At 49.1% G+C, this 14,154-nt stretch carries 13 protein-coding genes; 5 read left to right on the top strand and 8 right to left on the bottom strand.

The window, feature by feature from the left end:
- Positions 1-54: 54 nt before the first annotated feature.
- On the bottom strand, positions 55-1,290 hold the full coding sequence (locus FEK43_RS07975; RefSeq protein ID WP_130259824.1) for an oligosaccharide MFS transporter: 1,236 nt from the start codon (positions 1,288-1,290) through the stop codon (positions 55-57).
- Positions 1,291-1,543: 253 nt separating this feature from the next.
- Positions 1,544-2,626 (bottom strand): LacI family DNA-binding transcriptional regulator, encoded by a 1,083-nt coding sequence (locus FEK43_RS07970; RefSeq protein WP_131162159.1) that lies wholly within the window; start codon positions 2,624-2,626, stop codon positions 1,544-1,546.
- A gap of 233 nt (positions 2,627-2,859) precedes the next feature.
- Between FEK43_RS07970 and FEK43_RS07965 the strand changes: the two genes are divergently transcribed.
- From FEK43_RS07965 to FEK43_RS07955, 3 genes are all read left to right on the top strand, one after another.
- Positions 2,860-4,914: a beta-galactosidase gene (locus tag FEK43_RS07965; RefSeq protein WP_138158500.1), complete on the top strand. Its 2,055-nt coding sequence runs from the start codon at positions 2,860-2,862 to the stop codon at positions 4,912-4,914.
- Positions 4,915-5,018: 104 nt separating this feature from the next.
- Complete coding sequence (bssR, locus tag FEK43_RS07960) at positions 5,019-5,402, top strand: biofilm formation regulator BssR (RefSeq protein WP_130259751.1); 384 nt, start codon at positions 5,019-5,021, stop codon at positions 5,400-5,402.
- A gap of 109 nt (positions 5,403-5,511) precedes the next feature.
- The gene (locus tag FEK43_RS07955; protein ID WP_135406259.1) at positions 5,512-6,630 is read left to right on the top strand and encodes a PQQ-dependent sugar dehydrogenase; all 1,119 of its coding nucleotides are present in this window, start codon (positions 5,512-5,514) and stop codon (positions 6,628-6,630) included.
- Here the strand turns inward: FEK43_RS07955 and gstB are convergent.
- Positions 6,627-7,253 carry a glutathione S-transferase GstB gene (gstB, locus tag FEK43_RS07950; RefSeq protein ID WP_130222154.1) on the bottom strand — a complete coding sequence of 209 codons (627 nt, stop codon included), beginning with the start codon at positions 7,251-7,253 and terminating at the stop codon, positions 6,627-6,629. The genes FEK43_RS07955 and gstB overlap by 4 nt on opposite strands.
- Before the next feature lie 246 nt (positions 7,254-7,499).
- On the opposite strand from gstB, the gene dacC reads away from it, so the two are divergent.
- Entirely contained in the window at positions 7,500-8,702 is a 1,203-nt protein-coding gene (gene dacC / locus FEK43_RS07945) for a serine-type D-Ala-D-Ala carboxypeptidase (protein ID WP_130214756.1), read from the top strand.
- Between the two features lie 47 nt (positions 8,703-8,749).
- Here the strand turns inward: dacC and deoR are convergent, their stop codons facing one another.
- Both deoR and ybjG read right to left on the bottom strand, forming a co-directional pair.
- Positions 8,750-9,508, bottom strand: coding sequence for a DNA-binding transcriptional repressor DeoR (deoR, locus tag FEK43_RS07940; protein WP_130259747.1), 759 nt, complete (start codon positions 9,506-9,508; stop codon positions 8,750-8,752).
- 57 nt (positions 9,509-9,565) lie between these two features.
- Entirely contained in the window at positions 9,566-10,162 is a 597-nt protein-coding gene (gene ybjG / locus FEK43_RS07935) for an undecaprenyl-diphosphate phosphatase (RefSeq protein ID WP_135406299.1), read from the bottom strand.
- 273 nt (positions 10,163-10,435) lie between these two features.
- Here ybjG and mdfA point away from each other — a divergent pair, with 273 nt between their 5' ends.
- On the top strand, positions 10,436-11,668 hold the full coding sequence (gene mdfA / locus FEK43_RS07930) for a multidrug efflux MFS transporter MdfA (RefSeq protein WP_135406260.1): 1,233 nt from the start codon (positions 10,436-10,438) through the stop codon (positions 11,666-11,668).
- Positions 11,669-11,709: 41 nt separating this feature from the next.
- Here mdfA and ybjH read toward each other — a convergent pair whose 3' ends face one another.
- The 3 genes from ybjH to FEK43_RS07915 form a co-directional block, all read right to left on the bottom strand.
- Positions 11,710-11,994, bottom strand: coding sequence for a protein YbjH (gene ybjH / locus FEK43_RS07925; protein WP_130259746.1), 285 nt, complete (start codon positions 11,992-11,994; stop codon positions 11,710-11,712).
- Between the two features lie 84 nt (positions 11,995-12,078).
- The gene (gene ybjI, locus FEK43_RS07920; protein ID WP_130205195.1) at positions 12,079-12,894 is read right to left on the bottom strand and encodes a 5-amino-6-(5-phospho-D-ribitylamino)uracil phosphatase; all 816 of its coding nucleotides are present in this window, start codon (positions 12,892-12,894) and stop codon (positions 12,079-12,081) included.
- Complete coding sequence (locus tag FEK43_RS07915; protein ID WP_135406261.1) at positions 12,894-14,102, bottom strand: MFS transporter; 1,209 nt, start codon at positions 14,100-14,102, stop codon at positions 12,894-12,896. Before FEK43_RS07915 ends, ybjI begins: the two co-directional genes overlap by 1 nt.
- Between the last annotated feature and the right edge of the window lie 52 nt (positions 14,103-14,154).

Raw genomic sequence — 14,154 nt, 5'->3', positions numbered from 1 at the left:
TAATCTGGTCAACAGGCGAGGAAAACGCCCCAAATATCGGGGCGCAAATGATTGTCATGCTACTGGGTTTTCAGTTAGCGCCTCCGCAGGCTGGCTACTGGATTTGTCCCGCAGCGTAAAGACCGAAATAAGTGTGAAGCAACCGGCAATCGCCCCCAGGATTAGATAGGTTTCAGCAAAGCCAATGGTGTCATACAGATAGCCGGCAATGGGTGAATAGATTGCCGTGGCGATGGATGCCACAAAAAGCACCAGCAGGTATACCGTCGAAGAGAGTTTATGATCAAAGTTAGCCGCGATAAATTTAAACACAGACACCAGGATCAGTGGTTTTTCGATGGCGTGCATCATTTTAACGGCCGCAATCCACACTGGCCCCAGTTGGATAGCAGAACCGGCAATGCGTAGCGACATAATGGTCCCGGCAATCACTAATGCCCATTTGGCGCCAGTGCGGTTAACAAACCACGGCATCAGACAGAGAAATAAGGTTTCTCCACAGACCTGGACAGAAGCCAGAATCCCGTACCAGCGATTGCCTTCTTCTGGCGTCGGGAATTGCAGCGAAAAATATTGTGCGAATTGTTGATCGTAGGTGTCATAAATTTGCGTTACGAACAGAGTGAACATCAATAAAAACCAGAACTGACTATTTTTCGCCAGTTCAAGCGCATGGATAGCTTTCAACGAATTGGTTTTTTCAATTTCCGCCTCGGTCAGTTCAATTTTGGTAAACATAAAGCAGATTGCGGCGATCACAATGGCACAGCTTGCCAGCCAGAAAGAGAGATTAGGGCTGGTATCAATGTATTTACCCACAATCCACGCGGCAGCGGCCCATCCCAGAGAGCCCCACATTCTTACGCGACCATATTCAAAATGATAACGGCGCGAAACTTTATCTATCCAGGAATCCAGAACGCCACAGCCAGAATTAAAAATGATCCCCAGGTAAACGCCACCCAAAACAGCGCCCAGCCAGAAGTTATGAACCAGAAGCGGGGCATACACATAAATAAAGAATGGGCCTACGGGAAGTAATAATGCGACGAGGAGCCAGATGAGTTGTTTCTTAAGACCAAATTTATCGGAGATGAAACCGAAGAACGGCTGCATTAATAACGCAATGAAAGCATTAACGGAATAAAGCAATCCTGTGCGTGTGGCGGTAATTTCCAGATGCTGTGTCGTCCATATGACAAAAAATGCCATCGTTGCCGACCAGGCGAAGAGGTACAGAAAATCGAAAATACTGAGCAAAATATAATTACGTTTACCGGGCAATAACATAGCCATATCCTCAATCACTGGCGTTGGGTCATTTACCGTTGGCACAGGCATTAGCTGTGCTTACTGGTTATTGTTTTGGTATGCATCTCCGGAAATGTCATACGTTAACAATTTCATTTTTACTCTGACCCTGACCGCGATGATTAGGCAATGTGTTAAATGAATGTTTGAGATTTACATCACAATTATTGCTGATAATAAAAAAGATTTAGCGAAACAGATCACTAAATCTTTTTATGAGAACGTATTACTTTTATGCCTTTCGTGTTAGCTCATCTGCCAGTGTGCGAAGGTGTTCAGCAATATTCATCAGATCAGTCTGTGGTGAGTGCAGGGGACCAGCAGAGTTACGCACGACCAGGCGGCTGGGAAGGATGGTTGAAGAGCGGAGCATCGCGTGTTCATCGTCCGGCTGTAAAATTTGTTGAACGGCAATTTTCCCTTGTAAATCAAAGTCGATTGCGACCGTCGTTAGCGAAGGTTCAAAAAATGCACTCTCATAGGTGTCGTCATAGCCTATGACAGAAATATCTTGCGGGATTTTACGTTTTTGTTGATGTAAGGCGCTTAATGCCCCCAATGCCATCTGATCATTGGCGATCAGAAGAGCGGTTACCTGTGGTGTTTCACGTAGCATTTGTAACGTCGCCAGATAGCCGCTTTGAGCGTCCCAACTACCATAATGAATGGCCAGCGGCGTCAGTTGGAGTGAAGCGAGGGTGTCGCGCCAGGTATTGAGTCGTAGCCGCGCTGGTACTGAATTTTCAGGGCCAGAGATCAAGCAAAATTGACGATGCCCCAAATCGTAAAGATGTTTCACGCTGGCGCGTGCACCTTCTGCGGGATTAAAAGTGACGTTAAATACCGGGCTATAAGGGTCCACGTCGAGAAACAAACACAATACATCGCTGTTTTCAGCAACCAGTGTTTCAGCCAATGCCGTTTCCAGCGGTGCGTTGATAATAATCTTTGTTACCCGTTGTGCTTTTAATTCATTAATTGCAGCCTGAATACCTTTAATATCAACATCGTCAATCATGGATATCAGCACCTGATATCCCTGTTCTCCGGCATATTTTTTCACTGCTGCCGCAATTTGCGAGGGGGCATGCAGGGCAAGTGAAGTTGTAACCAGCCCGACCGTTTTGCTCTCTTTCCCTACCAACTGTTGAGCTACGCGATTTGGAACGTACTTAAGTTCGGCAATGGCTTGTTCAATTTTTTGACGTGTTTTAGCAGACACGTTCGCTGAATTGTTAAGCACCCGCGACACTGTCTGATAAGAAACATTGGCATGACGAGCAACATCGGCAAGGGTTGCAGCTTTGGTTTTCATATTCGCCCCGGCTAAAAGATTTGTCACAGTATACCGCAGTGAATGTCATACGTATCACGCTCACCTGTCTCAGTGCCGGTAAGCTGAACCGACGAACCTGTTTGAAGGGAAAAACGCGTACTTGATCACATTCCTGCCGGACATTCCTTGCATAACGAAGCAATAAATTACTAGATGACATTATTGTGAACGAATAACATTTTTTGTCTGTTTAAAACAATTCAGGAGTCAACATGGACAAGTACCCACCGATCATCCCCAGAGCCCCATGGTTACTTCATGGCGCTGATTACAATCCGGAGCAATGGTTACATGTCCCTGGGATTCTGGAAAAAGATATCGCTATGATGCAACAGGCTGGTTGTAACACCATGTCGGTGGGCATTTTTAGCTGGTCAATGCTGGAACCCACAGAGGGTGAGTATCGCTTTGACTGGCTGGATGAGGTGCTGGATAAACTTCATGCTGGTGGGATCTCTGTCTTCCTCGCAACACCAAGCGGAGCCAAACCCGCCTGGCTTGCTGCTCGTTATCCAGAGGTTCTGAGAGTTAGCGCCTCACGCGAGAAAATGCTTCACGGTGGTCGCCATAATCACTGCCTTTCTTCGCCAGTGTATAAAGATAAAGTGACGCAAATTAACCGTAAGCTGGCGCAGCGATACGCCAATCATCCGGCGGTTCTGGGATGGCATATCAGTAATGAGTATGGCGGAGAGTGTCATTGTAATGGATGCCAACAGGCGTTTCGCCGTTGGTTGCAGACGCGTTACACCACTCTTGAGGCGCTTAATCAGGCATGGTGGACTGGCTTCTGGAGTCATACATACAGTGACTGGTCACAAATTGAATCTCCTTCCCCAATAGGTGAAATGTCCAACCACGGTTTGAATCTTGATTGGCGGCGCTTTGTCACATCGCAGGTAAAAGAGTTCTATCAAATGGAAATCGCGCCGTTAAAAGCAGAACGCCCCGATTTACCTGCGACGACCAATTTTATGTGGTATTTCAATGACTACAACTACTGGGCATTAGCCGAAGTGGTTGATTTTGTGAGTTGGGATAGCTACCCCATGTGGCACAAACAGGAAGATGAACGCGCCGTAGCCTGTAAAACCGCGATGTATCACGACCTGATGCGTACCTTGAAAAATAAACCGTTTATTCTGATGGAATCCACGCCCAGTCAGACAAGCTGGCAGCCAACCAGCAAATTGAAAAAGCCGGGAATGAATATTCTTTCTTCCTTACAAGCCGTCGCTCACGGCGCAGATGGCGTGCACTATTTTCAGTGGCGTAAGAGTCGTGGTGCCGTGGAGAAGTTTCATGGTGCGGTGGTTGATCACGTCGGTCATCTGGAGACGCGTACCGGGCGCGAAGTCATACAACTGGGGCAACGGCTGGCTCATCTTAAACAACTGGTTGGGACGAAAACGCAGGCCAAAGTTGCCATTATTTTCGACTGGGAAAACCGCTGGGCGGTCAATGATGCTGCCGGGCCGCGCAATTGCGGTATCCACTACGAACAAACGGTAGTGGAGCATTACCGACCTTTCTGGGAGCAGGGCGTGGCGGTCGATATTATCAATGCTGATTGTGATCTTACGGGTTATCAGTTAGTTATCGCTCCAATGCTCTATATGGTTCGCGATGGATTTGCTGCGCGTGCTCGTGCCTATGTCGAAGCTGGTGGCAATTTTGTTACCACTTACTGGTCCGGGATTGTCAATGAAACCGATTTATGTCACCTGGGTGGGTTCCCTGGCCCGTTGCGTGACCTGATGGGCGTATGGGCTGAAGAGATTGATAGTCTTAATGATTATCAGCATAACGAAGTTATCTGCGAGCCGAATGCGTATGGACTGCAGGGGCAATGGCAGGCACGGGAATTATGTGCGGTTATTCACGCCGAAGGTGCTCAGGTTCTGGCGCGCTATGGTGAGGATTTTTATGCGGGTACACCTGCGTTAACGGTAAATCACGTCGGACAAGGTCGTGCTTTCTATGTGGCTTCGCGTAATGATGCGTCATTTCATCAAGCGTTTGCCGCGATGTTGATCAACACACTTCATCTCCCAAAAGCACTTGCTACTGCACTTCCTGCTGGCGTTATTGCAACGCGTCGGACAGACGGCGAGCAGGAATGGGTTTTTGTACAAAATTACACTGCTCATGTACAAAATGTTGTGCTTCCTGGAGCGTGGCGAGTGGCGGAAACGGGCAAGGCTTGTTCACAACAATTAGAACTGGCACCGTGGGGATGTGAGGTACTGGAAAGAGAAATAATGTAAATTAATATTAATAAGATGTGAAGTATTGATCCTTGACAGCATTTTGCTCAAAAAATAGCCATACTATTTAATTGCAACAAGGTTGGAAAGAGGAGGATCGAAGTATGTTCGTTGACAGACAGCGAATCGACCTGCTGAACCGGTTGAAAGACGCTCAAGTTGACCTCGCTGCATACGTGCATTTGAGGAAGGCCAAAGGATACATGTCCGTCAGCGAAAGCAATCATCTACGAGATAACTTTTTTAAACTGCATCGCGAATTGCACGATAAATCGCTGCGGTTGAATCTTCATCTGGATAAGGAAGAGTGGGATGCTCTTCATCATGCTGAAGAAGCATTAGCGACAGCCGCAGTATGTTTGATGAGTGGGTATCATGATTGCCCAAATTTTATTACCGTCAACGCCGATAAGCTTGAAAATTGTCTGATGAGCTTAACGCTGAGTATCCAGAGCCTGCAGAAGCACGCCATGCTTGAGAAGGCCTGAAAACTAGGGGGAGAATGCATCTCCCCCTTCATGTTTAAGTTTATGTAAAAATGCATTTGTTGCGCTTTTGACTGACTACGCTTTAAGCCAGAGTCAATCCGGAGGCGTTATGCATCGACAATCTCTTTTCCTTGTGACCCTTTTCTGTGTTTCTTCCGCTCTCTGGGCGGCGCCTGCAACGGTAAATGTCGAAGTATTGCAAGACAAACTCGACCATCCCTGGGCGCTGGCCTTTTTACCCGATAATCACGGTATGTTAATCACGCTGCGTGGTGGCGAGTTACGCCACTGGCAAGAAGGAAAAGGATTATCTGCGCCGCTGGCTGGTGTGCCGGAAGTCTGGGCGCACGGGCAGGGAGGCTTGTTGGATGTAGCTTTAGCGCCTGATTTTGCCCAGTCTCGCCGCATCTGGTTAAGTTATTCAGAACAGGGAGATGATGACAAAGCCGGTACTGCCGTAGGTTATGGCCGTTTGAGCGATGATCTGACAAAAATAACGGATTTCCGCACCGTTTTTCGTCAGATGCCTAAGCTTTCTACAGGTAACCATTTTGGCGGACGGTTGGTGTTTGACGGCAAAGGTTATTTGTTTATTGGTCTGGGGGAAAACAATCAGCGCCCGACGGCGCAGGATCTGGATAAATTACAGGGCAAACTGGTGCGTCTGACCGACCAGGGCGAGATCCCGGATGATAATCCTTTTGCAAAGGAATCCGGCATGCGCGCTGAGATCTGGTCTTACGGGATTCGTAATCCGCAAGGGATGGCGATGAATCCGTGGAGCAATGCGCTGTGGCTGAATGAGCATGGTCCGCGCGGTGGTGATGAAATTAATATCCCGGAAAAAGGCAAAAATTACGGCTGGCCGCTGGCATCCTGGGGCATCAATTACTCGGGACTTAAAATACCGGAAGCGAAAGGGGGAATCGTTGCCGGTACCGAACAACCGATTTTCTACTGGAAAGATTCGCCCGCCGTGAGCGGTATGGCCTTCTATAACAGCGACAAATTCCCCCAGTGGCAGCAAAAATTATTTATTGGCGCGTTAAAAGACAAAGATGTCATCGTGATGAGCGTCAACGGCAATCAGGTAACGGAAGATGGCCGCATATTAACGGACAGAGGGCAGCGAATTCGTGATGTTCGCACTGGGCCCGACGGTTATTTGTACGTATTGACCGACGAGTCCAATGGCGAATTACTGAAAGTAAGTCCACGTAATAATTAGCTAACGGGGATCATCACCACTTTACGCACTGCGGGGCGTTCAGTGAGCTGTTGATACCAGCGCTCCAGATTTGGACGCGGTGTCCAGGTCAGACCGACGTTAAACAAATTGTAGATAAACGGTGCAATAGCGATATCACCCACGCCAAATTTATCACCAGAGAACCATTTCACTTTTGCCAGTTCCGCATCAAGAAGGGCAAACAGAGCGTCGCATTCCTTGCAACTGGCATCAATGGCGGCCTGGTCGCGCTCTTCAGGCGGTGTTCTGACCAATCCCATCAGGATCCCGCGATGGGCATTACTGAGCGTCTGGTTTGCCCAGTCCATCCATTTTTCCGCTTCTGCACGACGTGCTGGCGAGTCGATCCACAAGCGGTTTTGCCCGTACTGTGCTGCCAGGTAGCGGACAATGGCGTTCGATTCCCAGAGAATTAAATCACTTTCGTCGTCGCGCAACAGCGGCACCAGCCCGTTGGGATTCATCGCCAGAAAATCGGCGTCATGGTTTACTCCAAACTCACGACCCGCGAGAATTTGCTCATAAGGTAGATCCAGTTCTTCGAGCGTCAGCAACACTTTTTTTACGTTGGTTGAATTATTCCGACCCCACAGCGTAATCATACTCACCCCTTTTTACACAGGCAGCCACAGGCTGAACAGGACTCTGATGGTGGAGTAAAGTTAACTTTTAAGCAACAGTTGGCAAAAAAATGACGCCAGAAGCAGCGGAGCGGCAGGATATTGCATAAACTTTAAAAACTTTACCAACTTACGGTTTCTTTAAGTTTGTGTGTGCGTTATTAATCACCGAACTTATCATACGGCGATATAACGTATTTTTTTTGAATGGATACTCGGGTGGCATTTATGACGCAATACTCCTCTCTCCTTCGTGGTCTTGCAGCGGGTTCTGCATTTTTATTTCTTTTTGCCCCAACGGCATTCGCGGCGGAACAGACCGTTGACGCGCCGAGCGTGGATGCGCGTGCATGGATTTTAATGGATTACGCCAGCGGAAAAGTGCTGGCTGAAGGTAATGCGGATGAGAAACTGGACCCAGCCAGTCTGACCAAAATCATGACCAGCTATGTGGTTGGGCAGGCGCTCAAGGCCGATAAGATTAAACTCACCGATATGGTGACGGTCGGTAAAGATGCCTGGGCGACGGGGAATCCGGCGCTGCGCGGTTCGTCGGTGATGTTCCTCAAACCGGGCGATCAGGTTTCAGTGGCCGATTTAAACAAAGGCGTGATTATTCAGTCCGGTAATGACGCCTGTATTGCGCTGGCAGATTACGTCGCGGGCAGTCAGGAGTCATTTATTGGCTTGATGAATGGTTATGCTAAAAAATTGGGCCTGACCAACACCACCTTCCAGACGGTGCACGGCCTTGACGCTCCGGGGCAGTTCAGTACCGCACGCGATATGGCCTTGCTGGGCAAAGCGTTAATCCACGATGTACCGGAAGAGTACGCCATTCATAAAGAGAAGGAATTTACCTTCAACAAGATTCGCCAGCCTAACCGTAACCGTCTGCTGTGGAGTAGTAATGTCAATGTCGATGGTATGAAGACCGGTACTACGGCAGGTGCCGGTTACAACCTGGTGGCCTCCGCGACCCAGGGCGACATGCGCTTGATCTCTGTGGTACTGGGAGCGAAAACCGATCGTATCCGTTTTAATGAGTCCGAAAAGTTGCTCACCTGGGGCTTCCGTTTCTTTGAAACCGTGACACCAATTAAACCTGATGCCACCTTTGTGACCCAGCGAGTCTGGTTTGGCGATAAGAGTGAAGTGAATCTCGGTGCTGGCGAAGGCGGATCGGTGACTATTCCGCGTGGACAACTGAAAAACCTGAAAGCCAGTTATACATTAACCGAACCGCAGCTCACCGCACCGCTGAAAAAAGGCCAGGTCGTCGGAACCATTGATTTCCAGCTTAACGGTAAATCTATTGAACAGCGTCCGCTGATCGTAATGGAGAATGTGGAAGAGGGGGGATTCTTTGGTCGGATGTGGGATTTCGTGATGATGAAATTCCATCAGTGGTTTGGTAGCTGGTTCTCTTAATCTTTAGATGACCGGATGGCGCGTTGACGTCATCCGGCGATGCTTAATTAATACATTAACTTAATACGCTGCGTTTGCGCGTACTTCACATACTCATCTTCCGGACAACGATCGCTTACTACGATATCAAAGCGTTTCAGGTCGCCCATGCGTGCCGGACGTACCTTACCAAACTTACTGTGGTCGACAACCAGCACATGCTTTTGCGCCATCGACATAGCCCAGTGTTTTACCGGCAACTCTTCAAGATTAAAACAGGTTGCGCCTTTTTTGATATGTACACCCGCAGCGGAATAAAAAGCGATATCCGGACAAAAATTATTCAGCGTTTGTTGAAAATCGATAGGTTTGAAGATGGCGTTGCTGGCGTGAAATTCTCCACCACTAAGAAACGCCCGGCAATGTGGTTTCTCTTGCAGCGCCAGAAAGGTATTTAGTGAATAACAAACGGCGGTGAAAGGGATTTCATTATCAATCGCTTCAATAATCCAGGGCGTAGTGGTGCCGCAGTCAAAAAAGAGGGTCTGACCGGGTTCTACCAACGTCGCGGCCAGTTTCGCAGCGCGGCGTTTTTCTTCCACCAGACGGGATTTTTGGTCGCTTAGCAGGTAATGGCTGGCGCTGCGTGGTTCGAGAACGATATAGCCGCCGAGTAATACGACGGGGGCGCTGTTGTTATTCAGGTCGCGACGAATCGTCATCTCTGAAACCCCAAGTAGGGCGGCGGCGTCCTTCAGATGTAACTTATCGCTGCGTTTTAATTCCTGGAGTAATTGCCCGATGCGCTCTTCGCGACGTGTTTCCATATTCCCTCTGAATAGTTATTGAAGCGAGCCGCCTGATATTACACGTTTTATCCGAAATCAGCCACGTACCCAGCCTTTACGGATCGGTAAGGCGAAACAGAAGCGATACCACGATTGCAGTCGCTGGTAGAGCACCGCCCCCGCAGCTTGCCAGATAATCTGCGCGCTAAGGCAACCAATCATTCCCGCCAACAACCCACCAAGCATATCCAGTGGCCAGTGGACGCCAAGGTAGACCCGCGACCAGGCAATAATTACGGCCAGCACCATGAGAAGCGATCCGGACCACAAACGATGCCAGATTAAAAATGCCAGAGCGAAGGTGAAGATCACCGTGCCGTGATCGCTCGGGAAAGAGTCATCCGCCGCATGGTGCAGGAAGTTATAGCCGATATTCTCGACAAACGGGCGGTCATGTGGAAATAAATGACCCATCCACCAGGAAACAAACAGACTTACAGCCAGTGCGATCGCTATTTTTATCACTATCTGCCGTTGCGCCGTACGTCCCCACAGCCAAAGTACCCCGACCAGTAGCGGCACCACAGTAATCAAATCTTTGGCAATAAAAATCGCCAACGAGATCATCCACGGAGAAGAATCTGGCGTGGCATTAATTAGAGAGAATAATGAGTAATTGAGATTTTCCAGCATAACTTCCAGACTCATAAGGTGTTTAATGGGGAGCCGTCAGGCAAGGCGGTGAGAATAAGGTGCATGTTAAACAGGGTAAAGCGGCATCGTCTTATTTCTCATAAGCGGCCCGTATTACGTGAAGTAATGGTAACGCGCGGTAGTTAAATAAAGCTTAAAAAAGAGAATCTAATCGCCGATTAATGTAAGAATGTGCTTAAGGAGCAAAAATTGCTTTCTCGTTAGCCACGCTTTTATTAAACTTTGCGCGATTATTCTTGGCGAAGAAATTGCATGCAAAATAGATTAGCTAATGGTGCCAGACTTGGACGTCAGGCATTACTTTTCCCTCTCTGTCTGGTGCTCTACGAATTCTCAACCTATATCGGTAACGATATGATTCAGCCCGGTATGTTGGCCGTGGTGGAACAGTACCAGGCGGGCATTGATTGGGTTCCTACCTCGATGACCGCGTACCTTGCGGGTGGGATGTTTTTACAGTGGCTGCTGGGGCCATTGTCGGATCGTATTGGTCGCCGTCCGGTGATGCTGGCGGGCGTAGTGTGGTTTATCATCACTTGTCTGGCGATATTACTGGCGCAAAACATTGAACAATTCACGCTGTTGCGCTTCTTGCAGGGCATAAGCCTCTGTTTCATTGGCGCTGTGGGTTACGCCGCAATTCAGGAATCCTTCGAAGAGGCGGTTTGTATCAAGATCACCGCGCTGATGGCGAACGTGGCGCTGATTGCTCCGCTACTCGGCCCGTTGGTGGGGGCGGCGTGGATCCATGTGCTGCCCTGGGAAGGGATGTTTGTATTATTTGCCGCATTGGCAACGATCTCCTTCTTCGGTCTGCAACGTGCCATGCCAGAAACCGCCACGCGTATAGGTGAGAAACTGTCGCTGAAAGAGCTCGGGCGTGACTACAAGCTGGTGCTGAAGAATGGTCGCTTTGTTGCGGGGGCGCTGGCACTGGGGTTTGTTAGTCTGCCGTTGCTGGCGTGGATTGCCCAGTCGCCGATTATTATCATAACCGGCGAGCAGTTGAGCAGCTATGAATATGGTTTGCTGCAAGTTCCCATTTTCGGCGCATTAATTGCGGGGAACCTACTGCTGGCGCGACTGACCTCGCGTCGCACCGTACGTTCGCTGATCATTATGGGCGGTTGGCCGATTATGATTGGTCTGTTGGTCGCCGCTGCGGCAACGGTCATCTCATCGCACGCGTATTTGTGGATGACCGCTGGGTTAAGTATTTATGCTTTTGGTATTGGTCTGGCGAATGCGGGACTGGTGCGTCTGACGTTGTTTGCCAGCGATATGAGTAAAGGTACGGTTTCTGCGGCGATGGGGATGTTGCAAATGCTGATTTTCACTGTCGGTATTGAGATCAGTAAACACGCGTATCTGAACGGCGGCAATGGTCTGTTTAATCTCTTCAACCTTGCCAACGGAATTTTGTGGCTGCTGCTGATGTTTATCTTTTTAAAAAATAAACAGGTAGGAAATTCGCACGAAGGGTAAAAAAAATGCCTGATTGCACAATGCAATCAGGCATTTTCGTATTAATGGTGATGGTCATCGATCTGATGTTCGATAACCATTCCTTCGCCAACGCTGGCAAGGTGACGAACATACGGATGTGGACGGTAAGCCGGAGCAGGAGTCGGGGCCACATAGACGGTTTGCGGCACAGTAGCGACACTGACGGCTTGTGGAACGCTGACAGAATCAGGGACCACTACCACTTTGTATCCACTTGGCACATCGACGGTAACGCTTTGCGCCATCGTTGTACCGGCAAAGCTCATGAGAAACGCGCCCAGCAAAACATAATTCTTCATAATCATTTCGTCTGAAATAATCCGGTGAGTTAATTTCTGCGAATTATGCAGCCTTCATTCAGGCGTTGTGTTGCCGGGCGTGCTGCCGTTTTATTGATTAAATGGCGCTTCGTGTTTAAGAACTTTATCAATCACGTCCAGTACGCCTTCACGGTTATTGGAACCTGCACGATATTTCGCCGCTGCAACAACCGCGCTGCCGGCATTTTCCATTGCGAAGCTGTACCCTGCCTGACGCAGCATCTCAATATCATTACCGCCATCGCCAAAGACCACGACTTCGCTGTCGTCTATTCCCCATAATTTCTGGAGTTGACGCAGGCCATTGGCTTTATGTACGCCGGGGATGATTAAATCGATGCTGCCGTTGCCGGTATGCACTGGCACCATAATATCGCCGATGGCTTCATGTAATGCTTTCTGCACTTGTGGAATCAGTTCATCGGAAAGATTCAGGCCAAACTTGAAGAAGATATCTTCTAGGTTGTCAAAGTTATCGACGTATTCCAGACGGTGATAATACATTTCCGCCACGGTTTTCATGGCATCGTCATATTTTTTGAGGGTATAGGCGCTATTTTTGCCGCAGGCAATAATCTCCACTTCCGGGCGCGTCAGCAAATGCGCCACGACAGTGGCAAAAGCATCTTTCGATAGCTCACCATTAAAAACATCTTTGCCTTCGCTCACTACCCAGCCGCCATTTTCCGCCACAAAAGCAATTTCATCGGCAATTTCGGGGAAGAATGAGATCAACTGATAATATTGATTCCCGCTGGCAACCACAAAGCGAATACCTTGTGCTTTCATCTGCTGATATTGGGCCATAAACCGCTCGCGGTTATAGGTTTTTTGATCGCTTAAGAAAGTACCGTCCATGTCTACCGCAATTAATTTAATGCCCATCAACTATTCTCCATCGCAGTCTGCGTTTTTGTATTGGGTTTGGCGACGGCTTTTGCGACGATAGCCGCGAGAATAACCAGCGCCAGTACAACCAGCATTGCACTACGTAATCCATAATGTTCGCCGAGATAGCCCAGCAGTGGCGGCCCGACGAGGAAAGCCAGATAACCGGTCGTGGCCACTACGCTGACACGGGTTGGTGCATCGGGGCCGGTATCACTGGCGGCTGAAATGGTCAGCGGGAAGCCCAGCGAGGCACCCAGTCCCCAAAGAACGACAGATACCCCGGCGACCCAGGCGCTATCAACAAAAATAATTAGCCCGATACCCAACGCACCCATTAGTGCACTGGCACGTACCACGGCAACGCGGCTGTAGCGATCAATAAACCAGCCGCCGGTAAAACGTCCAACGGTCATCCCCAATGTGAAACCTGCGTATATCAATGAGCCGGATGTTGGGCTAAATCCGTGGCCATCAACCATTAATAAGGGTAACCAGTCGTTGGCAGAACCTTCTGCAAAAGCCATTGCCAGCACCACGACACCAATTAATAGCAACTGAATATCACGATAAAAAGGACCCCCTTTTTCACTATGCTGCGTGCCATCGGCAGCATTTTTTCCCGTACCGTCAGGGATTGCCTGAATAGCGATATAAATAGGCGCGATGCCCACCAGCGCCGCCAGCAAAATGTGAACAGTTGCCGGAACTCCAAAGGCCGTCAGCGCCATCCCTACACCAGCCCCCGCCAGCGTACCGAGACTGTAGAAGCCATGCATCATCGGCAAAACCGTTTTATTCATTTCTCGCTCAACGGCAGCACCTTCAACGTTTATCGCCACTTCTGCGGAACCAAAACTGGCGCCAAAAACGCCAAGACCAACGGCAAAGAGCACAGGAGATGTCAGCCAGAGCGCCAGACTTAATATCATCATCCCGATCAATGCGCAGGACATCGTGACCAGGATGACATTACGCGTCCCAAAGCGTTTTACTAACCACGCCGAGCAGAGAATGCCGCTCATCGAACCGATTGACAGACCAAAGAGCACTCCGCCCATTTCGGCGATAGAGACAGAAAGAATGTCGCGGATAGCGGGCGTTCTGGTTGCCCAGGAAGCCATTAGAAGGCCCGGCAAAAAGAAGAACATGAACAGCGCCCAGGTACGGCGTTTCAAGGCATTACGTGAAGAATTTACTGTCATAGATCACGTCAAAAAAAGAAGAGAGAAGACAACCTTAGCAAGGTTGTGTACA

Origin of the sequence: Escherichia sp. E2562 (genome assembly GCF_005781075.1) — a bacterium.
Lineage (GTDB): Bacteria > Pseudomonadota > Gammaproteobacteria > Enterobacterales > Enterobacteriaceae > Escherichia.
Note: the sequence above shows the minus strand (reverse complement) of the source record. Positions and strands in the feature narration are given on the sequence as shown.

Bases quoted from the DNA above. Each gene is read 5' to 3' on its own strand.
- FEK43_RS07975 (WP_130259824.1), bottom strand. From the start codon at position 1,290: ATGTTATTGCCCGGTAAACGTAATTATATTTTGCTCAGTATTTTCGAT.
- FEK43_RS07970 (WP_131162159.1), bottom strand. From the start codon at position 2,626: ATGAAAACCAAAGCTGCAACCCTTGCCGATGTTGCTCGTCATGCCAAT.
- FEK43_RS07965 (WP_138158500.1), top strand. From the start codon at position 2,860: ATGGACAAGTACCCACCGATCATCCCCAGAGCCCCATGGTTACTTCAT.
- bssR (WP_130259751.1), top strand. From the start codon at position 5,019: ATGTTCGTTGACAGACAGCGAATCGACCTGCTGAACCGGTTGAAAGAC.
- FEK43_RS07955 (WP_135406259.1), top strand. From the start codon at position 5,512: ATGCATCGACAATCTCTTTTCCTTGTGACCCTTTTCTGTGTTTCTTCC.
- gstB (WP_130222154.1), bottom strand. From the start codon at position 7,253: ATGATTACGCTGTGGGGTCGGAATAATTCAACCAACGTAAAAAAAGTG.
- dacC (WP_130214756.1), top strand. From the start codon at position 7,500: ATGACGCAATACTCCTCTCTCCTTCGTGGTCTTGCAGCGGGTTCTGCA.
- deoR (WP_130259747.1), bottom strand. From the start codon at position 9,508: ATGGAAACACGTCGCGAAGAGCGCATCGGGCAATTACTCCAGGAATTA.
- ybjG (WP_135406299.1), bottom strand. From the start codon at position 10,162: ATGCTGGAAAATCTCAATTACTCATTATTCTCTCTAATTAATGCCACG.
- mdfA (WP_135406260.1), top strand. From the start codon at position 10,436: ATGCAAAATAGATTAGCTAATGGTGCCAGACTTGGACGTCAGGCATTA.
- ybjH (WP_130259746.1), bottom strand. From the start codon at position 11,994: ATGATTATGAAGAATTATGTTTTGCTGGGCGCGTTTCTCATGAGCTTT.
- ybjI (WP_130205195.1), bottom strand. From the start codon at position 12,894: ATGGGCATTAAATTAATTGCGGTAGACATGGACGGTACTTTCTTAAGC.
- FEK43_RS07915 (WP_135406261.1), bottom strand. From the start codon at position 14,102: ATGACAGTAAATTCTTCACGTAATGCCTTGAAACGCCGTACCTGGGCG.